The 23,516-nt window shown below is 70.4% G+C and carries 22 protein-coding genes; 10 read left to right on the forward strand and 12 right to left on the reverse strand.

Features of this window, described 5'->3' with window-relative positions; translation table 11 throughout:
- Window positions 1–94 precede the first annotated feature (94 nt).
- From CHC05_RS30630 to CHC05_RS30640, 3 genes are read left to right on the forward strand one after another with little or no spacing between them, the layout of a single operon-like run.
- Window positions 95–3,745 (forward strand): CHAT domain-containing protein, encoded by a 3,651-nt coding sequence (locus CHC05_RS30630; protein ID WP_144022847.1) that lies wholly within the window; start codon window positions 95–97, stop codon window positions 3,743–3,745.
- The gene (locus CHC05_RS30635) at window positions 3,742–4,038 is read left to right on the forward strand and encodes a hypothetical protein (RefSeq protein ID WP_089254093.1); all 297 of its coding nucleotides are present in this window, start codon (window positions 3,742–3,744) and stop codon (window positions 4,036–4,038) included. The genes CHC05_RS30630 and CHC05_RS30635 overlap by 4 nt, the downstream gene beginning before the upstream one ends.
- Window positions 4,035–4,664: a hypothetical protein gene (locus tag CHC05_RS30640; RefSeq protein WP_089254094.1), complete on the forward strand. Its 630-nt coding sequence runs from the start codon at window positions 4,035–4,037 to the stop codon at window positions 4,662–4,664. The genes CHC05_RS30635 and CHC05_RS30640 overlap by 4 nt, the downstream gene beginning before the upstream one ends.
- 1 nt (window position 4,665) lies before the next feature.
- Here the strand turns inward: CHC05_RS30640 and CHC05_RS30645 are convergent, their stop codons facing one another.
- Window positions 4,666–5,154, reverse strand: coding sequence for a GtrA family protein (locus tag CHC05_RS30645; protein ID WP_179266450.1), 489 nt, complete (start codon window positions 5,152–5,154; stop codon window positions 4,666–4,668).
- A 391-nt stretch (window positions 5,155–5,545) separates the two neighbouring features.
- On the opposite strand from CHC05_RS30645, the gene CHC05_RS30650 reads away from it, so the two are divergent.
- Window positions 5,546–9,013 carry a CHAT domain-containing protein gene (locus tag CHC05_RS30650; protein ID WP_144022848.1) on the forward strand — a complete coding sequence of 1,156 codons (3,468 nt, stop codon included), beginning with the start codon at window positions 5,546–5,548 and terminating at the stop codon, window positions 9,011–9,013.
- Window positions 9,014–9,138: 125 nt separating this feature from the next.
- Here CHC05_RS30650 and CHC05_RS30655 read toward each other — a convergent pair whose 3' ends face one another.
- Window positions 9,139–10,155 carry a zinc-dependent alcohol dehydrogenase gene (locus CHC05_RS30655; RefSeq protein ID WP_218824728.1) on the reverse strand — a complete coding sequence of 339 codons (1,017 nt, stop codon included), beginning with the start codon at window positions 10,153–10,155 and terminating at the stop codon, window positions 9,139–9,141.
- 46 nt (window positions 10,156–10,201) lie between these two features.
- Here CHC05_RS30655 and CHC05_RS30660 point away from each other — a divergent pair, with 46 nt between their 5' ends.
- The 3 genes from CHC05_RS30660 (at window position 10,202) to CHC05_RS30670 (ending at window position 13,887) form a co-directional block, all read left to right on the forward strand.
- Window positions 10,202–11,920 (forward strand): IlvD/Edd family dehydratase, encoded by a 1,719-nt coding sequence (locus tag CHC05_RS30660; protein WP_089254098.1) that lies wholly within the window; start codon window positions 10,202–10,204, stop codon window positions 11,918–11,920.
- A gap of 97 nt (window positions 11,921–12,017) precedes the next feature.
- Window positions 12,018–13,043: a coiled-coil domain-containing protein gene (locus tag CHC05_RS30665; protein WP_089254099.1), complete on the forward strand. Its 1,026-nt coding sequence runs from the start codon at window positions 12,018–12,020 to the stop codon at window positions 13,041–13,043.
- Between the two features lie 151 nt (window positions 13,044–13,194).
- On the forward strand, window positions 13,195–13,887 hold the full coding sequence (locus CHC05_RS30670) for a type 1 glutamine amidotransferase domain-containing protein (protein ID WP_089254100.1): 693 nt from the start codon (window positions 13,195–13,197) through the stop codon (window positions 13,885–13,887).
- Here CHC05_RS30670 and CHC05_RS30675 read toward each other — a convergent pair.
- The 3 genes from CHC05_RS30675 to CHC05_RS30685 form a co-directional block, all read right to left on the reverse strand.
- Complete coding sequence (locus CHC05_RS30675) at window positions 13,884–14,603, reverse strand: SDR family NAD(P)-dependent oxidoreductase (RefSeq protein ID WP_089254101.1); 720 nt, start codon at window positions 14,601–14,603, stop codon at window positions 13,884–13,886. The two genes, CHC05_RS30670 and CHC05_RS30675, sit on opposite strands and share 4 nt — an antisense overlap.
- Before the next feature lie 55 nt (window positions 14,604–14,658).
- Complete coding sequence (locus tag CHC05_RS30680) at window positions 14,659–16,170, reverse strand: MFS transporter (protein ID WP_089254102.1); 1,512 nt, start codon at window positions 16,168–16,170, stop codon at window positions 14,659–14,661.
- A gap of 66 nt (window positions 16,171–16,236) precedes the next feature.
- Complete coding sequence (locus tag CHC05_RS30685) at window positions 16,237–16,458, reverse strand: CDGSH iron-sulfur domain-containing protein (protein ID WP_089254103.1); 222 nt, start codon at window positions 16,456–16,458, stop codon at window positions 16,237–16,239.
- A gap of 70 nt (window positions 16,459–16,528) precedes the next feature.
- Between CHC05_RS30685 and CHC05_RS30690 the strand changes: the two genes are divergently transcribed.
- Window positions 16,529–17,545, forward strand: coding sequence for an iron-containing redox enzyme family protein (locus CHC05_RS30690; protein WP_245871295.1), 1,017 nt, complete (start codon window positions 16,529–16,531; stop codon window positions 17,543–17,545).
- 4 nt (window positions 17,546–17,549) lie between these two features.
- On the opposite strand, the gene CHC05_RS30695 is transcribed toward CHC05_RS30690, so the two are convergent.
- From CHC05_RS30695 to CHC05_RS30715, 5 genes are all read right to left on the reverse strand, one after another.
- The gene (locus tag CHC05_RS30695; protein ID WP_089254105.1) at window positions 17,550–18,209 is read right to left on the reverse strand and encodes an NADPH-dependent F420 reductase; all 660 of its coding nucleotides are present in this window, start codon (window positions 18,207–18,209) and stop codon (window positions 17,550–17,552) included.
- Window positions 18,206–19,201: an LLM class flavin-dependent oxidoreductase gene (locus CHC05_RS30700; protein ID WP_089254106.1), complete on the reverse strand. Its 996-nt coding sequence runs from the start codon at window positions 19,199–19,201 to the stop codon at window positions 18,206–18,208. Before CHC05_RS30700 ends, CHC05_RS30695 begins: the two co-directional genes overlap by 4 nt.
- A 75-nt stretch (window positions 19,202–19,276) precedes the next feature.
- On the reverse strand, window positions 19,277–19,885 hold the full coding sequence (locus tag CHC05_RS30705) for an HAD family hydrolase (RefSeq protein ID WP_218824729.1): 609 nt from the start codon (window positions 19,883–19,885) through the stop codon (window positions 19,277–19,279).
- A 59-nt stretch (window positions 19,886–19,944) separates the two neighbouring features.
- Window positions 19,945–20,490 carry a serine hydrolase gene (locus CHC05_RS30710; RefSeq protein ID WP_218824730.1) on the reverse strand — a complete coding sequence of 182 codons (546 nt, stop codon included), beginning with the start codon at window positions 20,488–20,490 and terminating at the stop codon, window positions 19,945–19,947.
- A gap of 343 nt (window positions 20,491–20,833) precedes the next feature.
- A complete protein-coding gene (locus CHC05_RS30715; protein WP_089254108.1) occupies window positions 20,834–21,373 on the reverse strand; it encodes a TetR/AcrR family transcriptional regulator in 540 nt (179 codons plus the stop codon).
- 51 nt (window positions 21,374–21,424) lie between these two features.
- Here CHC05_RS30715 and CHC05_RS30720 point away from each other — a divergent pair, with 51 nt between their 5' ends.
- Window positions 21,425–21,817, forward strand: a complete 393-nt coding sequence (locus CHC05_RS30720; RefSeq protein ID WP_179266453.1) for a nuclear transport factor 2 family protein — start codon at window positions 21,425–21,427, stop codon at window positions 21,815–21,817.
- Here CHC05_RS30720 and CHC05_RS30725 read toward each other — a convergent pair.
- The gene (locus tag CHC05_RS30725) at window positions 21,814–22,086 is read right to left on the reverse strand and encodes a hypothetical protein (RefSeq protein WP_089254110.1); all 273 of its coding nucleotides are present in this window, start codon (window positions 22,084–22,086) and stop codon (window positions 21,814–21,816) included. The genes CHC05_RS30720 and CHC05_RS30725 overlap by 4 nt on opposite strands.
- Before the next feature lie 26 nt (window positions 22,087–22,112).
- Window positions 22,113–22,271 (reverse strand): TetR family transcriptional regulator, encoded by a 159-nt coding sequence (locus CHC05_RS41750; RefSeq protein WP_218824731.1) that lies wholly within the window; start codon window positions 22,269–22,271, stop codon window positions 22,113–22,115.
- Here CHC05_RS41750 and CHC05_RS30730 point away from each other — a divergent pair.
- The gene (locus tag CHC05_RS30730) at window positions 22,270–23,478 is read left to right on the forward strand and encodes an alpha/beta fold hydrolase (protein ID WP_179266454.1); all 1,209 of its coding nucleotides are present in this window, start codon (window positions 22,270–22,272) and stop codon (window positions 23,476–23,478) included. The genes CHC05_RS41750 and CHC05_RS30730 overlap by 2 nt on opposite strands.
- The last annotated feature ends 38 nt before the right edge of the window (window positions 23,479–23,516 follow it).

A 23,516-nucleotide genomic window follows, 5' to 3' on the forward strand; every position in this document is an offset into this window, starting at 1 on the left:
GCTGTGGTGGTTTGTCGGCTTGGTGGTTGCTCGCGATCATTGTGGAGTGATCGGCTAATCGCATCTAGTGACGGAGCGAGCGGGAGGCTGACGCGTGGGTGTAGTGCTGCGGTTGACGCAGGCCGCAGCGGACGACGGTCAGCACCTGGTGACCACCCGCCTGACCGGGCTGCCGGACTACACCGAAATGTCGGCGACCAGCCGGTTCGAGTTGTCGATCACCGACGAGGACCGGGAGCGCATCCGCTGGTACCTGGAAGACTTCCTGGAGTACCCCCTCGACCCGGCCCCGACCATCGCGGCCGATGTGGAGGCCCGGCTGGCCGAGATCGGCACCCGGCTGTTCTCGCTCGTGTTCACCGGGGAGGAGGCCCGCGAGCTGTGGGCCGGCGTCCGGGGACTGCTGCACACGGTGCGGGTCGAGGTCGCCTCCGACGTCGACGCGGCCGCGATGCTGCCGTGGGAGCTGCTGCGCGACCCGCGCACCGACCGGCCGGTCGCGCTGGAGGCCGCTGAGTACGTCCGGGTCAACGCCCAGCCGGCCAAGCGGGTGCCGCTGCCCACCGCGGACGATGCCGAGCGGCTGCGCGTGCTGTTGGTGATCTGCCGGCCGGGCGGGGGCGACGACGTGCCGTTCCGCTCGGTCGGCGCGCTGCTGCTGAAGACCGCGCAGACCCAGGAGATCCTCGACCTGACCGTGCTGCGCCCGCCGACGTTCGCCGCGCTGTCCGCGGTGCTGCACCAGGCCTACGACGCGGGCCGACCGTTCCACGTCGTCCACTTCGACGGGCACGGCACCTATCTGCCGTCGACCCGGCTACGCGCGGCCGAAGGTGTCTCGGTCGGCCAGGCCATGTACGGCCTGCTGTCCCCGGCACGCGAAGGCAGCCACGGGTACCTGCTGTTCGAAGACCCGACCACGACCAGCAACCAGCAGCTGGTCGACGGGCCGGCGCTCGGGGCGCTGCTGGCCCGCACCGGTGTGGGGGTGCTCGTCCTCAACGCCTGCCGCTCGGCGTACGCCGAGGCGGCGGAGCGGCCACGCACGGGCCAGGGCGACGACGTCCACACGCAGGTACGCGGGTACGGGTCGTTCGCGCTGGAGGTCAGCGACGCGGGGGTCGCCGGCGTCGTGGCGATGCGCTACAGCGTCTACGTCGTGACCGCGGCCCAGTTCGTCACCGACCTGTACGCCGCACTGCTGGCCGGACGCACGCTGGGCGGGGCGGTGTCGGCGGGTCGGCGCCAGTTGGCCGCTGCGCCGAACCGGTCGATCGCGTTCGACTCGCGGCCGTTGCAGGACTGGTCGGTGCCGGTCGTCTACGAGACGGCACCGATGACGCTGGTGCGCGCGGCGTACGGCACGCGCGACGCGGTGCGCATCACTGTTGGCCGGTCGGGTTCCCGCTTGGCGGATGTCGCCGCCGCCGGGGTGCCGCCCGGCCCCGAGGTCGGGTTCTTCGGCCGCGACGAGACTCTGTTGGCGCTCGACCGGGCGTTCGACACGCATCGGATCGTGCTGCTGCACGCGTACGCCGGCAGCGGCAAGACGTCCACCGCGGTGGAGTTCGCCGGCTGGTACGCGTCGACCGGTGGGCTCACCAACCCGGCGAACGGCCAGCGCGGACCGGTGCTGTTCTCGTCGCTGGAGCAGCGGACGCCATTGGTGGCGCTGCTCAACCAGCTCGGCGCCGTGTTCGACCCGGCGTTGGAGAACAGCGGCATCCAATGGCTCAGCCTCTCGGACGCCGAGCGGCGGGACGTGGCCCTCCAGGTTCTGGCACAGATTCCGGTGTTGTGGATCTGGGACAACGTCGAGCCCGTCGCCGGGTTCCCAGCCGGCACACCATCGGCGTGGACCCACGAAGAACAGCGTGCGCTGCGCGATTTCCTCCACGCCGCATCGCGTACGCAGGCCCGGATGCTGTTGACGTCGCGGCGCGACGAGCAGGGCTGGCTCGGCGACCTGCCCACCCGGGTGCGGCTGCCCAGGATGCCGATGCGTGAGCGCATCCAGTTCACCCAGGCGCTCGCCGCCCGGCACGGCCACCGGATCAGCGAGGTCGAGGACTGGCGGCCGCTCTTGCGCTACAGCGACGGCAACCCCCTTACCATCACTGTCGTCGTCGGGCAGGCCCTGCGCGCCGCGTACACCAAGAAGGCCCAGATCGAGGAGTTCGTTGCCCGTCTCCGCGCCGGTGAGACCGACCTCGCCGACGCGGACGAAGCCCAAGGACGCTCCCGGTCGCTGGGCGCCTCGCTCACGTTCGGGCTGGAGGCCGCGTTCACCGCACCGGAGCGCGGCCAGCTCGCGCTGCTCAGCGTGTTCCAGGACACGGTCGACGTCGATGCCCTGGTGGGTATGGGTGAGGAGAACACGGGAACGGCGGTGCCGGCGTTGGTCGGGCTCACCCGGACTGCCGGGATCGACCTGCTCGACCGCGCGGCCGAGATCGGGCTGCTCACCGCACTCGGCGACGGCTACTACGCGATCCATCCGGCGCTGCCGTGGTTCTTCCGACAGCTCAGCGCGATCGACGTGGACTCCGACGCGACGGCGCATTCGCAGGCCGCCTACATGGCCGTCATGGCCGAACTTGGCAGCGCCTACCACCGGTGGTACAACCGGGGCCGCACCGACGTCGTCGACGTGCTGCGGTTGGAGGAGGCGAACCTGCTCCACGCCCGGGCCCTGGCCCGCGCCGCCGGCCGGTGGTCCCAGGTGGCTGGCTGCATGCAGGGCCTACAGATCCTTTACGGGCAGACCGGCCGCGCCGCGGAGTGGTCCCGCCTCGTCGACGAGCTCGTGCCGGACTTCGTCGACCCGGATACCGGCGGGCCACGGTCCGGCCTGGAACAGGAATGGGTCGTGCTCACGGAGTACCGGGTGTTCATCGCCCGCGCTGGCATGGCCTGGACCGAAGCCCTGCGGTTGCAACACTCCGTCGTCGAGCTCGCTACGAGCCGGGCCGCCGCGGCGCTCGACACCACTCCGGAACGGCGCACCGACCTGGACCGCAGCCGCATCCGCACCCTGGCCGTAGGCGAGGGTGCCCTCGGGCAGATTCTGCGCGAGCAGCAGGATCGCGGCTGCGTGACCCACTACGAACGCGCAGCCGAACTCTTCCGTGCCATTGACGACCGCCGCGGAGAAGGCGTTACCGCGTTCAACCTCGGCCACGCCCACATCAATATTCCGTCTCTGCGGAATCTGGACCGGGCCGAGCACTGGTATCGCCGCGACCTCGAGCTGACCGACGAAGCGGACCGCGTCGGCCTGGCCCGCAGCACCGGACAGCTCGGCCGGGTGGCGCACGAGCGGTTTCGCGATGCCCGCGCCGCCGGGCAACCGGAGCCGGTGCTGTTGGAGTACCTCAACGCGGCGGCTGACGCCTACAAGCAGGCGCTGCGGTTGCTGCCCGCTGACGCGGTGTCGGACCTTGCCACCGCTCACCACCAACTCGGCATGGTCTACGACGAGGCCGGCCAATACGACTCCGCCCTTAGCCATTTCCAACAGTCGATCCGGCTCGAGGAGGCGGCCAGCAACCGCTACGGCGCAGGGCAGACCCGCCAAGTGTTGGCAATGCTGCTGTTCCGAGCGGGACGCCCTGACGACGCGCTGCTGTACGCCCGCGCTGCCCTGGCCGATTACACGTCCTACGGGGCCAGCGCCAGCGCCGAGATCGAGAAGGTCGAACGAATGATCGCCGAGCTGAACGCGGCCGCCGGGCGGGCATCATGACCGGTGACCAGCCGTACCAGCCGAACCCGGTTCCCGGCTGGGGTGACACCGTCGCGTCCTGGCCGTGGCAGACCTGGCTGGAGCACGACGTCCAACTCGGCTGGCTCAAGGCCGGTGACTGCCCCGCTTGCGGACACCGAATGACGGTCCACCAGACCAGGCAGCGATACGCCGGTCCGGTCGAGTGGAAGCACGCCCGATGCAACTGTGGACATCCCCACGAAGGCCGACCGGCCGACGAACCCGTCAAAGGCTGCGGTCAGCAGGCCGACATCCGAGCGGCGACGTCGTGATCGGCCAGTCACGACCACACGATCCCGACCCGCCGGACGCGGCCGAGTGGGACAAGGCGGCGGTGACGTTCGCGACCGAGCAACTCACCCGGGTACGGGCGTCGGCAGCCGCCTGGACCGGCACCGTGGGCACGCTCCTCGGCCTGTTCGGCGCGGTCGCCGTGGTCGGCGGCACCACCAAGCTCGCCGACGTGCCGAGCCCGACGCTGCGGTGGGTCGCGGTGGGCCTGGTCGCTTTCGGCGGGCTGCTGGCCGGCGCGTCGATCGTCACCGGCGTCCGGGCCGCACACGGGGCCAGCCTCCGCACCTCCGACAACTGGTCGGGCACCGCATACCGCGCCGCCATCGTCCGGAACACCGACGACGCGCTCGACTGGCTGCGCTGGGCCCGCTGGACCGGGCTGGCCGCCGCGCTGACCGTCTTCGCGATCGGCCTGCTCGGACTGATCAGTGTCGCGGCGAAGCCCGAGAAAGCGGCCACGACGACCGCCGTCGTGGTCGACGAGACCGGAGCGGCCGTGTGCGGACCGATCGGGCGCGCCGCCGACGGCCGGCTCACCGTCAACGGCACTCAGGTGGGCACTGTCCGCGACATCACCGTGGTGACCGCCTGCCCGGTCCGCTGACCTACGGCCGCGGATCGGTGCGAGCGGTCGCGGCCAGCGCCAGCGCCGGCTCAGCGACGGGCGCGGGCCCAGTCTCGGGTTCCGGGCGGTGGCGGAAGGTCCACCAGCGATAGAGCACGTAGTTGAAGACCAGGTTGGTGCCGCCGGCGATGATGCGGGCCGGGACCAGCCCGATCCCCAGCGCGCCGAGCGCGGTCACGCCGGCCACCGTGAGCACGTAGTCGCCGAGCACCTGCGGGGCGAACCGGGCCAGCTGACCGCGCACCCCGTGCCCGGAGGCGTGGAAGGCGAAGGCACGGTTGAGGGCGAAGTTCAGCGCGTACGTGACCCAGAACGCGATGCTCACGGTCGCGGCGGGCGGCAGCGGCGTGACCGCGTCGAGCACGGCCAGCAACGTCAGGTCGAAGGCGAAACCCACGCCGGCGAGGGCGAGGAAGCGGGTGACGGAATGGCGGTAGGCAAGTCGCAAGATCCGCGATGCCCGACTCACGCCGCACACCCTAGCCCCGAAACCTGAACCGCCCGGTGCGGGGTCGCCGTTCAGACCCGGCGCCGATCCCGGCGCAATGATGTCGTTGTCCGATCGGGTGGGGTGATTTGTCGGGCTGGTGGTTGCTCGTGATCATTGTGGAGTGATCGGCTAGTCGCAACTGGTGACGGGTGCAAGTGGGAGGCTGACGCGCGTGGATGTCGTGCTGCGGTTGACGCAGGCTGCTGCGGACAACGGTCAGCACCTGGTGACCGCGCGGCTGACCGGGCTTCCCGGCTACGCCGAGGCAGCGTTCACGAGCCAGTTCGAGCTGTCGATCACCGACGAGGACCGCGAGCGCATCCGCTGGTACCTCGAGGACTTCTTGGAGTACCCCCTCGACCCCGCGCCGATGATCGCGGCCAGTGTGGAGGCCCGGTTGGCCGAGATCGGCACCAGCTTGTTCAAGCTGGTGTTCGCCGATGAGGAGGCGCGTGAGCTGTGGGCCGGCGTACGGGGCGTGCTGCACACGGTGCGGGTCGAGGTCGCCTCCGACGTCGACGCGGCGGCGATGCTGCCGTGGGAGCTGCTGCGCGACCCGCGCACCGACCGGCCGGTCGCGCTGGAGGCCGGCGAGTACGTCCGGGTCAACGTCCAGCCCGCCAAGCGCGTCGCACAGCCCGTCGCGGAGGACGCCGAGCGGCTGCGCGTGCTCCTGGTGATCTGCCGGCCCGGCGGGGGCGACGACGTGCCGTTCCGCTCGGTCGGCGCACTGCTGCTCAAGAACGCGGCGGCCGGCAAGGTGCTGGACCTGACGGTGCTGCGCCCACCGACTTTCGCCGCGCTCTCGGCGGTTCTCGAGGAGGCGCATCGGACGGGGCAGCCGTTCCACGTCGTGCACTTCGACGGGCACGGCACCTATCTGCCGTCGTCAGCGTTGCATGCGGGTGGCGGCACGGCGGTCGGTCCGATCATGTACGGGCTGCTGTCCCCAGCTCGCGAGGGCAGTCACGGATACCTGCTGTTCGAGGACCCGACCACGACGAGCAACCAGCAGCTGGTCGATGGGCCGGCGCTCGGGGCGCTGCTGGCGCGCACCGGTGTCGGGGTGCTGGTGCTCAACGCCTGCCGCTCCGCATATGCCGAGGCTGCGGAGCGGCCGCGCACCGACCAGACGGACGACGTGCACGCGCTCGTCAGGGGCTACGGGTCGTTGGCGCTGGAGGTCAGCGACGCGGGGGTCGCCGGCGTCGTGGCGATGCGCTACAGCGTCTACGTCGTGACCGCGGCCCAGTTCGTCGCCGACCTGTACGCCGCACTGCTGGCCGGACGCACGCTGGGCGGGGCGGTTTCAACCGGTCGGCGCCAGTTGGCCGCCCAGCCGAACCGGTCGATCGCGTTCGACCCGCGTCCACTCCAGGACTGGTCGGTGCCGATCGTTTACGAGACAGCATCCGTGACGCTGGTGAACACGAAGCGGGACACCGCGCGGATCACCGTGGGCAGACCTGAAGCCCGCGTCACGGACTTCGGTGCCCGCGGATTGCCGCCCGGGCCCGAGGTCGGGTTTTTTGGCCGCGACGAGACGCTGCTGGCGCTCGACCGAGCATTCGACACCCACCGGATCGTGCTCCTCCACGCATACGCCGGCAGCGGCAAAACATCCACGGCGGCGGAGTTCGCCAGCTGGTACGCGGCGACCGGCGGCCTCACCAACCCAGGCAACGGCATGCACGGACCCATACTGTTCTCTTCCCTGGAGCAGCGAACGCCGCTGGTGGCGCTACTCAACCAGTTCGGCGCGGTGTTCGACTCGGCACTGGAGGACAGCGGGATTCAATGGCTCAGCCTCTCTGACGACGAGCGGCGGGACGTGGCCCTCCAGGTGCTGGCACAAATACCGGTTCTGTGGATCTGGGACAACGTCGAACCGGTCGCCGGCTTCCCGGCCGGCACACCGTCCGCGTGGACCCCCAGAGAACAGCTCGAGCTGCGCGACTTCCTCCGCGCCGCAGGGCGGACGTCCGCCAGAATGCTGCTCACCTCCCGCCGCGACGAACACGACTGGCTCGGCGACCTGCCCATTCGCGTCCGACTACCCAGAATGCCGATGCGCGAGCGCATCCAATTCACCCAGGCACTCGCCACCCGACACGGCCACCGCGTCACCGACGTCGAGGACTGGCGGCCGCTGCTGCAATACAGCGACGGCAACCCCTTGGCGATCACGGTGATGGTCGGGCAGGCCCTGCGCGCCCGATACACCGCCAAAGCCCAGATCGAGGAGTTCGTCGCCCGCCTCCGGGCCGGCGAGATCGATCTCGCCGACGCCGACGAGGCCCAAGGACGCTCCCGGTCACTGGCCGCCTCGCTCACGTTCGGGCTGGAAGCCGCGTTCACCGCACAGGAACGCGCCCAGCTTGCGCTGCTCGCCACGTTCCAGAACACCGTCGACGTTGACGCGCTAGTGGGAATGGGCAGCGAGCACAACCCCTGGGCCCTATCAGCATTGGCCGGACTGACCCGAGAAGTTGGGATGGATCTGCTCGACCGAGCGGCCGAGATCGGGCTACTCACCGTCATCGGTAGCGGCTACTACTCGATCCACCCGGCGCTACCGTGGTTCTTCCGCCAGCTCCAGGCTGTCGACGCCGCAGACGACCCGGGCAAAGACGGACGGCTTCGGGACGCCTACAGCTTCGCAATCGGTAGTCTCGGCCACACCTATCACAGCTGGTACGACGAGGGCCGCCGCACCGAGGCGGTGAACGTGCTGCGGGTCGAAGAGGCGAACCTGCTCCACGCCCGGGCGTTGGCCCGCGCGACCAGCGGCTGGAGTGCTGCGATCGGTTGCATGCAGGGCCTCCGTACCCTCTACGCGGCCACTGGGCGCGACGCCGAGTGGGCCCGTCTCGTCGACGAGGTCAAACCCGATCTGATCGACCCAGAGACCGGCGGGCCCAGATCTGGCCTGGCTGAGGAATGGGCGCTGCTCACCGAATACCAAGTCGCGATCGCCATTGGTCGCCGGGACTGGGCCGCAGCGCTGCGGCTTCAGGAGACCCTGGTGGCTCATACTGCGCAGGTGGCCGCGGCTGCGCTCGCGACTGCTAAGGACCGACGTACCGAGACAGACCGCCACCACATCCGCAACCTTGCCGTTTCCGAGTCGACCCTCGGGGACATCTTGCGCGATCAGCAAGATCGCGCCTGCGTAACACACTACGAACGCGCCGCCCAACTCCTCCGTGCCACCGGCGACCGTCAGGGCGAAGGCATAATCGCGTTCAACCTTGGCCACGCCCACATGGACATTCCGTCGTTGCGAGACTTGGACCAGGCCGAACAGTGGTACCGCCGCCGTCTTGACCTGGTCGACGAACGGGACCTCGTCGGGCGGGCCCGCGCTACCGGACAGCTGGGCAAGGTGGCATATCTACGGTTTCGCGACGCCCGCGACTCCGGAAATCTCGACACGGAGATGCTGCTCGGCCATCTCAACGCCGCCGCCGCCGCGTACCTACAGGTCCTCGAACTGCTACCCGCCGACGCCGTGCCGGACCTCGCAACCACCCACCACCAGCTCGGCATCATTTACCGGAGCGGCGGCGAATACTCCATCGCATGGACCCACTACCAACAGGCGATCCGGCTGAGAGAGGCGTCCGGTAACCGGTTCTTCGCCGGGCAGACGCGACACGAGGTCGCGGTACTGCTCGCCCTGAGCGGCCGTGTCGGTGACGCACTGCTGTATGCCAACACAGCCCTGGATGATTACGCGTCCTACGGCGCTGGTGCCGCTGAGGATTTCGCTGACCTCCAGAGCTTCATTGCCCGCCTGACAGCACCCGCCGGACCGACCGCAACCAACGCACCGTGACCCGACGAGCGAACAACCCGACGGCAAGGGTTCGGTGCGACGGGCAGCCCGCTCTCTGTGCCAACACAGCGGCGAGGTCCACGACATCATCCCGATCACGTCCCGCACCGGTCCTGAGCAGGGGCTCAGCGGCGCGGGTCCACGTGGATTTTCGGGGCGGCGCCCCATTCCGGCGGGCGGCTGCCCGCCAGCACGTCGGCTGCCTCGGCCAGGCCGACCGTGGCTGCGACCAGCGGGCGCGGGTCGACCGTGCCCGTCGCGTACAGCTCGATCGTTCCTGACAGACCCCCGGACGCGCTGAGCACGCCGACCGCCGTTACGTCCTTGAACACCAGTTCGCGGGAGTCGATCAGGGACGGCTCCTCCGCCAGGCCGATGTAGACGACCCGGCCGCCCGGCTCGACCCGGCGCACCGCGAAGCCTGGCAGGTCCGTGGCGTTCGTCGCGTCGACGACCGCGTCGAAGGTCAGGTCGTCGGGAAGCGAGGGCAACGTCCAGGTGTGCTCGAAGCCGAGCCCCCGTGCGAACGCCAGTGACGGCTCGTCGCGGCCCAGCAGGTGCACCTCGGCGCCCCGGGCCACGGCGATCTGCGCGGCCAGCAGGCCGATCGCGCCCGGGCCCAGCACCAGCAGCCGGCTCGTCGGGGTCAGGGCCGCCGCCTCGACCACCCGCAACGCGTTGCCGCCCGGCTCGACCAGGGCGCCGAGGGTCGCGTCTACCGAGTCCGGCAGCGGGTGCAGCGCGCGGACCGGCACCGGCAGCTGCTCGGCCAGCGCACCCGGCCAGCCGCCGCGGATGCCGATCTCGAAGCGGTCCGCGCACAGGTGCTGGCGTCCGCTGAGACATCTCAGGCAGTTGCCGCAACCCAGCATGGTGTCGCCGGTGACCCGCCGGCCGAGCCAGGCGTTGTCGACCTCCGCGCCGACCGCGGACACGACGCCGCACCACTCGTGACCGATTCTGATCGGGTACGCGGCGTCGCCGCTGTGCAGGTAGGCCATGTGGCCCGAGTAGAACTCGGCGTCGGTGCCGCAGACGCCGGCCCGCTCCACATCGACGATGACCTCGCCGATCCGGGGCACCGGCGGGGCCACGTCCCGCACCTCCGCCCGGCCCGGCCCGACGACGACGAACGCGCGCACCGCCACCCCCTGCCACCCGATCAGGCGAATCTTGATAATGGGCAGTATGCCTGCCCCTCTCCGCTCCGACGCGTGGTATGCCGGCCAGGACCGCAACTCGTACATCCACCGGGCCTGGATGCGCCGCGGCGCGCCCGACTCGGCGTTCGACGGCCGGCCCCAGATCGCCATCGCCAACACCGCCTCCGACCTGACGCCCTGCAACATGCACCTCTCCGAGGTGGCCCGCAGCGTCGCCAACGGCGTCTGGGAGGCCGGCGGCGTACCCCTCGAACTGCCCGTCGTGTCCCTCGGCGAGACGCAGGTCCGGCCGACCGCGATGCTCTGGCGCAACATGGCCGCGATGGCCATCGAGGAGATGATCCGGGCCAACCCGATCGACGGGGTCGTGCTGCTCGGCGGCTGCGACAAGACCATCCCGTCGCTGCTGATGGGCGCCGCCTCCGTCGACCTCCCGGCGCTGGTCGTGCCCGGCGGCCCGATGCTCACCGGCACGTTCCGCGGCGCGCCGCTCGGCTGCGGCACCGACGTCTGGCGGCTCTCCGAGGAGGTCCGGGCCGGCACGCTGTCCAACCGTGACTTCCAGGCGTCGCAGTCGGCGATGATCCGGAGCAAGGGGCACTGCAACACGATGGGTACGGCCTCGACGATGGGCCTGCTCGCCGAGGTGCTGGGCACGACGCTGCCGGGCACGGCCGGGCTGCCCGCGCCGGACAGCCGCCTCCAGGAGCGGGCGCACGAGTCCGGGCGGCTCGCGGTCGAGATGGTGCGTGAGGGCCGGCGACCGAGTCAGATCATCTCGAAGGCCAGCTTCCACAACGCGATCGTCGCCCTGGGCGCGCTCGGTGGCTCGACCAACGCCGTCGTGCACCTGCTGGCCATCGCCGGGCGGCTCGGCGTGCCGTTGACCCTCGACGAGATCGACCGCGCCGGGCACGGCATCCCGCTGCTCGTCGACCTCCAGCCGGCCGGCCGGCACCTCATGGAGGACTTCCACCGCGCCGGCGGGCTCACCGCCGTACTCCGGGAGATCTCCGACCTGCTCGATCTCGACGCGCTCACCGTCACCGGGCGTCCGCTCGGCGACTACCTCGAGGACGGCGCCATCCACGACACCGAGGTGATCCGGCCCCGCAGCGAGCCGATGATGGCCGACGCCGGCATCGCCGTGCTGCGCGGCGACCTGGCGCCCGACGGCGCGATCATCAAGCCGGCGGCGGCGACGGCGGAGCTGCTCCAGCACCGGGGTCGCGCCGTTGTCTTCGACTCCGTCGAGGACCTCCACCACCGGATCGACGACCCGGCGCTCGATGTCGACGCCGACTCCGTGCTGGTGCTGCGCGGCTGCGGGCCGCGGGGCTACCCGGGCATGCCCGAGGTGGCCAACCTGCCGCTGCCGCGCAAGCTCCTGCAGCAGGGCGTCCGCGACATGGTGCGGGTCTGCGACGGGCGGATGAGCGGCACCGCGTACGGGACGGTCGTGCTGCACGTCTCCCCCGAGGGCGCGGCCGGCGGACCCCTGGCGAAGGTGCGCGACGGCGACCCGATCGTGCTCGACGTCGAGGGCCGCCGGATCGACGTCGACGTGCCCGCCGCCGAGTTCGCGGCCCGCGAGCCCGCTCCGGCGATGGTCGCGGCGCTCGCCCGGCCGACCCGGGGATGGGAAAAGCTGTACGTCGATACGGTTCGCGGAGCAGAAACTGGAGCGGATTTGGACTTTCTCGTCGGCGGAAGTGGCGACCGCGTGCCCCGTGACTCGCATTGATGACACGCGGCTACTGCGCTGTCGCTTTGTGCACCACTTGCGACCGGATCTCCCTTGGGTATGCTCGTGCGCGGTTTGACGGAGGGAAACGACGAGAATGACCGCCGCGCGACGACGCTGGCTCGCAACTGTCCTGGCACTGGTCGCCGCGCTCGTGGTAGCCGTGGTGCCGCCGAGCGCCGGCTACGCCGCACCCAGCCCTTCGCCGGGCGCGCCCAAGGAAAAGGCGGTGCCGCTGCTCGGTGACGTGCTCGAGTCGACCGGCCGGCAGTACGCGAAGGCCAAGGCGGTGCTCGACAAGTCCCGGCAGCAGCAGCTCAAGCTCGACCTCCAGGTCCAGGCGGCCGAGCGGAGGATCAAGGAGCTGCAGCCGCAGGTGAGCGAGTTCGCGACCGAGACGTACCGGACCGGTCGCCTCACCCCGATGGTCGCGATGCTCAACGCGTCGGCCGACGGCGGCTTCCTGGAGAAGGCGACCGTCCTGGAGCGGCTCAACCAGTACAACTCGAGCAAGCTCCAGGCGCTCGTCGCGGCCGAGGAAGAGGTGGCGGCGACCAAGGCCAAGATCGACGCCGAGGTAGCCGCCCAGAAGGCCGCGGCTGCCTCGATGGCCAAGCAGAAGAGCGCCGCCGAGCGCGAGCTCGACAAGGTCGGCGACCTGGCCGTCGGGGTCGGCCTGGACCCCACCAACGTGGCCGCGACCTCGCCCAAGGCCAAGCCGGCGCCGCGCTCGGCCGACGGCGGCTGGCCGGACGAGTCGTGCAACAAGGACGACCCGACCACCAGCGGTTGCATCACGGGGCGCACGCTGAACGCGTACAAAGAGGTGAAGCGCGCCGGATTCAACCGGTTCGTCGGTTGCTTCCGGTCCGGCGGGCCGTTCGAGCATCCGAAGGGCCGGGCCTGCGACTGGTCGTTGCTCAAGAGCGGATTCGCGCGGGCGGCCAACCGTGACCAGGAGAGGTACGGGAACGACCTGGCCGCGTTCCTGATCAGGAACGCCGACGCGCTCGGGATCCTCTACGTGATCTGGTACAAACGCATCTGGTTCCCCGCTACCGGGTGGAAGTCCTACAGCGGCGAGAGTGACCATACGGACCACGTACACATGTCAATGCTTTGACGCTTCGGTGAATGTGTCGACGCCCGGGCCGGCGAATGCCGCCCGGGCGTTTCGGCTTTTCGCGGGAACCCCTGACCCACAATGCGTCGCCGCATAGCGTGGGGAAATTCGAGTCGCCAGCTTTCCCATGGGGACGACGAGGGGGATTGTCATGTCGAAGGTACTTTTCATCGTGAGCGGCGCGACCTATTGGGTGCTTAACGACGGCACGCGGTACGCGACCGGCTATTGGGCCGAGGAGTTCGCGAACCCGTACAAGATGCTCACGGACGCCGGTCACGACGTCGTGGTCGCCACCCCGGGCGGAGCCATCCCGAACGTCGACATGATGAGCCTGCGCCCCTCGATGGCGGGTGGCGAGAAGGGCGCCCTGGAGCTGGAGGAGATCATCCGCTCCGCCGAGGTGATGCGCCGGCCGCTGCAGTTGTCGGACGTGCGCCTGGAGGACTACGACGCGGTCTATCTGCCCGGCGGTCACGGACCCATGTCGGACCTGGCGTGGGACGCGGACGCGGGCCGCCTCCTCACAGAGCAGCTCCTCTCGGGGAACCCGCTGTTCATCGTGTGCCATGCGCCGGCGTCGCTGCTCGTCACCCGGATCCACGGTGAGTCGCCCTTTGCCGGCAAGAAGGTCACGGGCTTCACCAACGAGGAGGAGGACGAGGTCGGTCTGGCGTCCCGGGCGCCCTGGCTGCTGGAGACGGACCTGAAGGAGAAGGTCCACGTCAAGTACAGCCGTGGCCCGAAGTGGGAGCCCTTCATGGTGGAGGACGGCAACCTGACGACCGGCCAGAACCCGCACTCGGCCGCCGTCCTCGGCGATCGGATGCTGCAACTGCTTTAGTGACCGGCGCTCTGGCCGCCGTCGACGTGGGAGATCTCGCCGGTGACGAACGGTGCCTGCTCCAGGTAGCGGATCGCCCGCACCACGTCGTCGATCTCGCCCATCCGATTGACCGGGTGGCGCGCCGCTTCGATGCCGTCCGGGTCGTCGGGATGCATGGGGGTGCGGATGACCCCGAGCGCGACGGCGTTGACCCGGATGCCGCGGGTGGCGTACTCGATCGCCAGTGACTTGGTGACGGCGTCGAGGCCGCCTTTGGTGAGGGCGGTGAGCCCGGCGGGCACGTTGGCGTCGGCCTGGTTGACGAGGCTGGTCGAGATGTTGACGACGTGCCCGCCGGGGTCGCCCACGCGGGCCAGCATCGCGGTGATCGCGCTGCGGGCGATGTCGAAGAAGCCCCGCAGGTTGACCCCGACGACCTTCTCGTAGTCCGCGTCGGTGTAGTCCGTGAACGGCTTGGAGACGAAGAGCCCGGCGCAGTTGACGAAGCTGTCGACGCGGCCGAAGCGCTGCACGGCCGCGTCGACAACGCGCGCCCCGGTGCCGAACTCGGACACGTCGCCGGGCACGGCGAGCACCTCCGGATCGGCCGAGGGCTGGATGGAGAGCCCGGTCGCGGTGACGCCGTAGCCCAGCTCCCGATAGGCCGCGACCACCGCCGCCCCGATGCCTCCCGAGGCCCCGGTGACCACGACGACCTTCCGCACGGAGTCCATAACGGAATCATTTCGCACAGTTCGCGGCTAGGTGTCGTTATCTGGGCCCGAGGCGTCAGGCGCCACCATGACCAACAGGGGTGCTGTTCGTCGGCTCCGTCACCTCCTTCCCCTGGCCGTGGCCCTGGCCTACCGGGGGCAGGTGTCGTAGCGCGCGTAGGCAGAGCACCGCGGCGACCGCGATCGCGGCCGCGCTGATGGCGGCCACCAGGTGCAGGCCGTCGGTGAAGGCGTCGCGGGCCTGGGCGAGGAGCGCCGGCGGGGTCGTGGCGAGCGAGTCGCCCGACCCGGCCGGAGCGCCGTGCCGGTGGACCGCGGCGGCGACGCTGCCGAACACCGCGACCCCGAGCGCGAAGCCGAACTCGTTGGCCGTCTGGGAGAGGGAGGCGGCCGAGCCGGCCCGCTCCGGTGGGACCGCGCCGACGACGATCCCGGTGCCGAGGGTGACCAGTGGGCCCGCACCGATGTTGAACAACGCCATCCCGGTGATCACCGCGGTCGCGTCCGTGGCAGCCGTCAGCAGCACCAGACCGACGACGGAGATCGCGAGGCCGCCGGCGATCAGGGGCGCCGGGCGGATCCGGCGGGCGGCGAGGGGCGCCAGCTGGGTGGCGACGAGGCCCGCCGCCACCGCGGGTAGCAGCGTGAGACCCGCCCGCAGTGGCTGGTAGCCGGCGACCAGCTGCAGGAACTGGGTGATCAGCACCATCACGGTGCCGGGCAGCATCGTGTTGACGAACATCGCGCCGAGCGCCGTGCGGAACGTGCGTTCCCTGAAGAGCCGCAGGTCGACCAGCGGGTGTGCCAGCGTCCGCTGGCGGCGCAGGAACACCACGGCGAAGAGCAGGCCGACGACCAGCGCGGCTGCCGGGGTGGGCGAGACGCCGTGGCGGGCCAGCTCCTTGATGCCGTAGACGGCCGGCAGGATGGCGGCCAGCGAGAGCCCGACGCTGACCAGGTCGAGCGGGGCCGGGTCACGCCCCGGCCGGTCTTTGGGTAGCAGGACCGGGCCGAGCGCGAGCAGCAGGACCATCGCCGGCACCGCGATGAGGAAGACCGAGCCCCACCAGAAGTGGCCGAGCAGCACTCCCCCGACGACCGGGCCGATCGCGCTGCCGCCCATCAGCGACATCAGCCAGACCCCGATCGCGGTGGCGCGCTGCTTCGGGTCGCGGAACATGCCGGTGATCAGCGCGAGCGTGGTCGGGCCCATGGCCGCACCGGCCACGCCGAGCAGCGCCCGGGCCGCGATCAGCATGGCCGGGCTGTCCGCGTAGGCGGCCAGCACCGACGCGACCCCGAACACCGCCGCTCCGCCGAGCAGCAGCCGCCGGCGCCCGAGGCGGTCACCGAGCGCGCCCATCGTGATCAGGAAGCCGGAGAGGAGGAACCCGTAGCCATCGATGATCCAGAGCTGGTCGGTGCTGCCGGCGCCGAGGTCGCCGCTGAGCTGCGGCACCGCGAGCAGCAGCACGAACAGGTCGATCGAGACGAGCAGCGACGGAAGGGCCAGCACCGCCAGCCCCACCCACTCCTTGCGCCCCGCCCTCAGGTCGTTCACATTCATGAGTACCTCTCCGGTGGTGAATGGTTCACCCCGGAGGTCGGAGTCGTCGGACGCTTTTCGACAACCTCAGTCGCGGCCGGTGCCGGCCTTGAAGCGGGTCGTGCGGTGCGAGCCGTCGCAGAAGGGTTTCGTGGCGGACATCCCGCACCGGCAGAGCGCGACCGTCGAACGCCCGGTCTCGATCGTCTCGCCGTCGACGGTGACCATCTCGAAGTCACCGCGGATCAGCAGGGGCCCGTCCGGGTACGGTGTCACGGTCGCGGCCGGTTCCTCCTGGGCAGGTCGCATGGTGTCGGATTCCCCCCGCGGGCACGCGGAAACCAGGTTTGATCGGCCGCCGCGCGGGCACCCGTCGCCGGTGACCATCGTTTCCCCGCAGCGCCTCACCGGACCCACCCTGCCGCTGGCCCGTGGCCCGGTCTCGGCGGCGCTCCGAGCGGCCCTGGCCGGCCCGCCGCGTGACCTGCCGGTCGTCACCTGGCCCGCAACCGACCCGCTGCACGACGAGGATCTCCAGGTCACCCTTTACCTCTGTTACGAGCAGCATTTCCAGGGGTTCGCGGGCGTCGACCCCGCATGGGAGTGGAACCCGGCGCTGCTGGCCCTGCGCGCGTCCGCCGAGCGGCCGTTCGTGGCGGCCCTGCGCGACCTCGTCGGCGACCACGAGCCGCCCACCGACGTACCCGCGGCGCTCGTCGCACTGGCGACCGACCCCGATGGACCGTCGCTCGCCGCGGACGTCCGCCGGCACGCGACCCTCGACCAGTTCCGCGAGCTCCTCGTCCATCGCTCGGTCTACCAGCTCAAGGAGGCCGACCCGCACACCTTCGCGATCCCCCGGCTGCGCGGTGCGGCGAAGGCCGCGCTGGTGGAGATCCAGATCGACGAGTACGGCGGTGGCCGCCCGGAACGTATGCACGCGCAGCTGTTCCGGAACGCCATGGACGGCTTCGGCGTCGACAGCACCTACGGCGCCCACGTCGACCGGGTGCCCGCGATCACCCTGGCCGGCGTCAACCTCATGTCGCTGTTCGGCTTGCACCGGCGCTGGCGCGGCGCGCTGGTCGGCCAGTTGGCTGCCTTCGAGATGACCTCGTCGGAGCCGAACCGGCACCTCGCGGCCGCGGCCCGCCGGCTGGGCGCGGACGACCGGACCGCCCGGTTCTTCGACGAGCACGTGGAGGCGGACGCGGTGCACGAACAGATCGCGGCGTACGACCTGGCCGGGCGCTACGCCTCCGACACCCCCGACGGCGCCGATGACGTGCTGTTCGGCGCACGCTGCGGCTTGGCCGTCAGCGCGCTCATGGCCGACCACCTGGTGCGCTCCTGGACGGCGGGCAAAAGCTCCCTGCTGCCCCCTGCGGCCCGCTAGACCATCACGGGCAGGCGGTGGCCGGAGCGACGCCGAGGGCGTCCAGCGTGGACAGCAGCTCCGCGCGTGTGAGGTCCGCTCCGAAGATGTCCGAAGAGCCCGGCTGCAGCACGCGGCCCGTGCTCAGCGGATGCAGCGGCACCGGGTCGAAGCCCATCGCGTCCACGAGTTCGGTCACCGCCGTCATGGCGGCACCGTCGTCGCCGGCCACGGCGAGCGCCCGGCGATCGGGGGCGCCCGACGGTCGCGTCCAGGCGTCCAGCTCGTGGTAGCCCATATGGTTGAACGACTTCACCACGTCCACGCCGAGGATCTCGCGGACGATCTCGCTCGAGGACCGGGTGGCGCCCTCCCATTCCGGGAGTACGCCGTCGACCGGAGGCCAGTAGTTCATCGCGTCGACCACGACCCGGCCCCGCAGGGCCGCCGAAGGGACGGTCTCCAGCCGGGCCAGCGGCACCGCCACGATCACGATGTCGGCCTGGGCAGCCGCTTCGGCACCCCGCATCGGGACGGCGCCCGGCGCCAGCACGTCGACGATCAGGCCCAGGTCAGAAGGGTCGCCCGAGCCGGCGATCGCCGTAGGACGGCCGGCCGCGACACTCAGCCGGGCCAGGACGGTGCCCACCTTGCCCGCTCCGAGTACGGCCACCCGCGCGCTCATGCCGACTCCTTGCGTACGACCGGCGCCACCTCGGTGGCGAAGAGCTCCAGGCTCTTGTCGACCATGCCGGCTGGCATGCCGCCCACGTCGAACTGGCCCACGTAGCGGCTGATGCCCAGCAGTTCCCGGTGATTCATGATCTTGTCGATGACCTCCTGCGGACTGCCGACCAGCAGGCCGGCGCGGATCCACTGGTCGTAGACCTCGCGTGGCATACCACCGGGGAACTGCGGAAGCTTGCCGAGGTATTCCGCGTAGTAAGGGTAGAACTCGTCACGCGCGCCCTGTGAGGTGCGGCCCACGTACATGTGCCCGCCGCTGCCCACCCGCAGCCCCGCCGGGTCGTGACCGGCCGAGGACGCCGCACGGCGGTAGAGCTCGACCATCCCCCGCGCCGGCGCCGGGTCGGTGAAGATGGCCACGAACATCGGGGCACCGAGACGCCCGGCCCGCACGGCCGACTGCGGCGTGCCGCCGACCCCGACCCAGACGGGCAGCACAGGCTGCAGAGCACGCGGCGTGACCACCGCGTCCGACAGCGGCGGACGGGTGCGGCCCTGCCACGTCACCGGCGACGAGCGGGCCACCTCCAGCAGCAACCGGAGCTTCTCGTCGAACAGGACCTCGTACTCGCGCAGGTCGTAACCGAACAGGCCGAACGACTCGGTGAAGGCGCCCCGCCCGGCGATGATCTCCGCGCGCCCGCCCGAGAGCTGGTCCAGGGTCGCGAACTGCTGGTAGACCCGCACCGGGTCGGCGGTGGAGAGCACCGTCACAGCGGTGCTGAGCCGGATCCGCTTCGTCACCGAAGAGATCGCCGCCAGCACGATCTCCGGCGCCGACAGCGTGAAGTCGGCGCGGTGGTGCTCACCCAGGGCGATCACGTCCAGGCCGGCCTCGTCGGCGTAGCGGGCCTGGGCGACCAGGTCCGCGAGCCGCTGCCGGGTGGTGACGGTCCCCGTGTCGCCGAACGTGTAGATGCCGAGTTCCATGATCAAATCCCCACGCGTCAAAGCGGAACTTCATCCTCCGCTTGCTCGACGAGCGTAACGCGCGGCCAGGCCCGGTCATTCCCCGCCCAGCGCGGCCTCGATCTCGCCGATCACCTGCGCGGTGCTCTCGAACAGCACGGCCCGCATCCCGTACGCGCGCGCACCGGCGATGTTCGCAGCGAAATCGTCGACGAACAGCACCTCGGCGGGCGAGACATCCAGCCGCGAACAGGTCAGCTTCCACAGCGACGGGTCCGGCTTGCTCAGGCCCACCTCGTGCGAGTAGACGCACTCGTCGACCAGCGAGACGAGACCATAGGCGGCCTCCTCCCGCTCGCGCGCCCCGACGAAGCTGTTGCTGAGGATCCCGGTGCGCACCCGAGACCGCAGGTCGCGCGCGTACGAGATGAGCTCGGTGTTCGGACTGCCCAGGTAGCGCTGCCACATGTCCTCCATCACGGCCGATACCTGCGAATCGGTGAGGCCGAGCCGGTCCCGCATCGCCGCGTGCACCTCGGCCTCCGTCACGGTGCCGATCGCGCCGGCGGCCCACACGTCAGCCATCGCGGCGTCCATCGAGCCGGAGACCAGGCCGAGCCGAGGCTCCCACTCCCCCTCGAAGTCCATCGGACCGGCGAACTCCAGCACACCGCCGATATCGAAGACCACAGCGCGAATCGTCATGATCGACACGGTACGAACAAAGCCCCGCGCGGCGACATACGTAAGACGTACTAAGCGGATCAGACACCCGGCGGGCAATCCGGCACCAGCAGCGTGGCGATCTCCTTGCCCAACGACAGCGCGTTGTCGGTGTTCGCGTTGGACTTCGGCCCCAACGTCACGTACGCGACGACCAGCGTCTGGGTCTTCGTGTCGTAGTACACGACACCGTCGTAGCCGGCATAGGCCGGGTTCATGAAGAACCAGTCACCGTCGTGCGCGACGCCATACGCGAAGTATTTGGTGTCCGTGAGCGCTCCCAGCCCGGCCGTCGACGGCGCCATATTTCCACTGTGGAGGAAGACCGTGGGGTTCCAGAACGTCGAGTCCTCGAAGATCCCGCGTTCGTTGGTGTACGCGTGCAGATAGGGCTCGCTGATCTGCGAGTTGAGCACGACCTGACTGTCCCGCATCCCCAACGGGTCGAGGATCCGCTCCCGCAACAGGTCGGCGAGCGATTCTCCGGTCGCCTTCTCCAACACGTCACCCAACAGGACCAGGTCGCTGTGGGCGTACGCGAAGCTCGTGCCCGGCGCGAACAACGGCGGACGCTCGTTGGCGAGCACGAGCAACTGCGAGCTGGTGAACCCGGTGAACGGGTTGCCGCAGAACTGCGCGAGGGTGTTCGGCGCGCCACACCCCGTACACGGCGCCGGTGAGGTCTCGTTCCCGCATCTTCCGCGCGACGATGTCGGCGATCTCTTGGCTCTCCGGGTCGCCGGCCGACGCGGCGGGGCCGCCGTCGCTGACACCGACCGTCGGGACGCGGCGGTCGCCGGCGGTGACGAGCCCGATGGCCAGGGCCATGACGAGCAAGGTGGACAGCCGACTCGAAACCTTCATGGACCGCCGCCCTCGGTGGAAGAAACGGTGCACCCTGGTTTCGTGAACGTACCTCGCGTCTGTCGCTTATGACCCGATTTCAGGGGTTGGCGGCCGCAGAGACGCGAGTGCCTCGGCCAGGATGCGGTCGCTGAGCGCGGTGCCGGCGGTCGCCCGCGCGAGGATCAGCGCACCCACGGCCGTGCTGACCGCGGCCAGGTCGCCGAGCTGGTCCGCGTAGTACTCGACCCCCGCGCCGAACGTCGCGGCCAGGTCGGGGTCGGCGGCCGGCATGTCGCGGGCGAAGCCGGCGATCGGGCAGCCGTCGCCGGGATCGTCGCGATGGTCCGGCGAGAGGTAGTGGTCCAGGAAGCCCGCGCGAGCGCCGGGCTCGCCGAGCGCACTCAGCCGGCGCTCGACCTCGGCCAGCCCCTGCGCCAGCGCCTCGACCGCCAGCGCGTCCTTCGACGCGAACTGCTTGTAGAAGCCACCGTGCGTCAGACCGGCCCCAGCCATCACGTCCGCCACACTGACCTGGGAAACCCCGCGCTCACGGAACAGCCGCGTGGCCGTCTCCACGACCCGCTGCCGGTTCTCGCGCGCCTGCGCCTGCGATACCCGACTCATGTACTCCAGAATAGATGATGAGCCTCATACAACAGGCCTAACATGATGGTCATGCACAGCAAGGCCGAGATGAGTGACGCCGTCACCCGGTTGTTCCGGGACGGCGACCGGGGCCCGATCCTGCCGATGCTCAGCGACGACGTCGTGCTCACGCTGCCGGCGACACTCCCCTACGGCGGCGTGTTCACGGGCCGCGACGCGTTCGACGGCTTCTTCTCGAAGAGCCCGGCCGCCAGCCCGGTCTGGGAGTCGTTCGACATCGCCGTCGAGGACGTCCTCGCCGCCGACGACCACATCATCGCCCGACTCAGGAACACGGCCGTTCCGAAGGCGACCGGCAAGCCGGTGGTCTTCGACAACCTCTGGTTCCTGCGGGTCGCGGACGGCCGCATCGTCAGCGTCCAGCTCTACGCGGACACCGCGGTCGTGACGAACACGCCCTAAGACATCATTCCCACCAGCAACACCTCCAGCGCCACATCGCGCTGCGCCGGAGTGTCGGTCACCTTCGCCATGCGGAGGAACATCGCGACGTCCTCGACGGTGAGCCCGTCCCGGAGGCCGCCCGCGGCCCGCAACCGGGTGGTGGCCGGCTCCACGACCTGTTCGAGCAGGCGCACGGCGTACGCGATGGTCCGGCTGCTGCCGTAGGCCAGCTGGTTGAAGGCGTCCCCCTCGGCCGCCGGCATCGTGCAGCTCTCCGTGAACATCACCCGGAACGCCTCCGCCGGGTCCGGGATCAGGGCGGCCCGCTCGTGCTCGTCGCCATGCCGGCCCGGCGCGCCACCTCGTCGAGCGCGACGTCGGGCCCCCGCTCCCGAAAGACCGCCACGGCCGCCTCGACCAGCCGTTGCCGGTTGCGCACCTGGTCCCGCACCATGCCCAGCGAAGAGCTCATGCGTACCAGGCTGCAGTCGTACCTCGACGCCCTCAACGCCCGTGACGCCGACGCCGCCGTCGCCCTGTTCGCGCCCGGCAGCACGCTGGAGGACCCCGTCGGCACCGGCGTCGCGGACGCCCACGAGCGCCTGCCCCGCATGTTCGAGCAGGTGCCCGCCGGCTCGCGGTTCACATTGGACACTCCGATCCGCGCCTCGCACGGCGCGGCGGCGGCGATGGCCTTCACGCTCGAGACGGTCGTCGACGGAACACCCGTGCGGGTCCGGTCGCTGGACGTGATGGAGTTCGGCGACGACGGCCTGATCACGCACATGAACGCCTACACCGGTCCGTCCGACCAGGAGTTCGACAGGCCACCGGCGTTCGAGGGCTTCGAACACGGCTACGCGGTGGCCAACGGGGTGCGGCTGCACTACGAGATCGGCGGCGAGGGCGAGCCGCTGGTCCTGCTGGACGGCTTCCCCCGCACCACGCACGCCCTGCACGGCATCATGTCCGAGCTGGTGAAGCGCTACCGGGTCATCGCCGTCGACTACCGCGGCCAAGGCGGCTCCGACAAGCCGGCCGACGGCTACGACAAGAAGACCATGGCCCGCGACGTGTACGAGCTGGTGCGCGGGCTGGGCTACGACAAGGTGCACATCGCCGGCGGCGACATGGGCGGGATGGTCGCGTACACGTTCGCGGCGAACCACCCGGAGGCCACCGCGAAGCTGGCGCTGTGGGACGCCGGACCCTTCGGCCCGTCCCACGCCACCATCGCGTCCTTCCCGCGCTCCGGAGCGGGGAACCCCTGGTGGTACCCGCTCAGCCACGTCGACGGCCTGCCGGCGAAGCTGCTCGCGGGGCGGTTCCGGCCGCTGGTCGACTGGGCGGCCGACCACTTCGCGGTCCACCCCGAGAAGATCACCGAGGCGGACCGGGAGGTCTGCGCGCGGGCGTACGCGTCTCCCGAAGCGGTGACGGCCGCGTTCGCCACCTATGGCGCGTACCACCAGGACATCGTCGACAACGCCACCTACCCGCGGCTGGCCATGCCCGTGCTGTGCCTGGGCAACAGCTCCACGCTCCCCTTCCTCAAGTCGGAGCTGGCGGACAACTTCCCGGACAATGCCCACTACGTCACCATCGACGACACTGGTCACTACATCGCGGAGGAACAGCCCGAGGCCGTGGCCGCCGAGCTGGAGAAGTTCTTCGGCTGACCGCCCGGGCGGCCTAGCGTTGACGAGGTAGCACCCCG

This window comes from Asanoa hainanensis (genome assembly GCF_900188485.1).
Lineage (GTDB): Bacteria > Actinomycetota > Actinomycetes > Mycobacteriales > Micromonosporaceae > Asanoa > Asanoa hainanensis.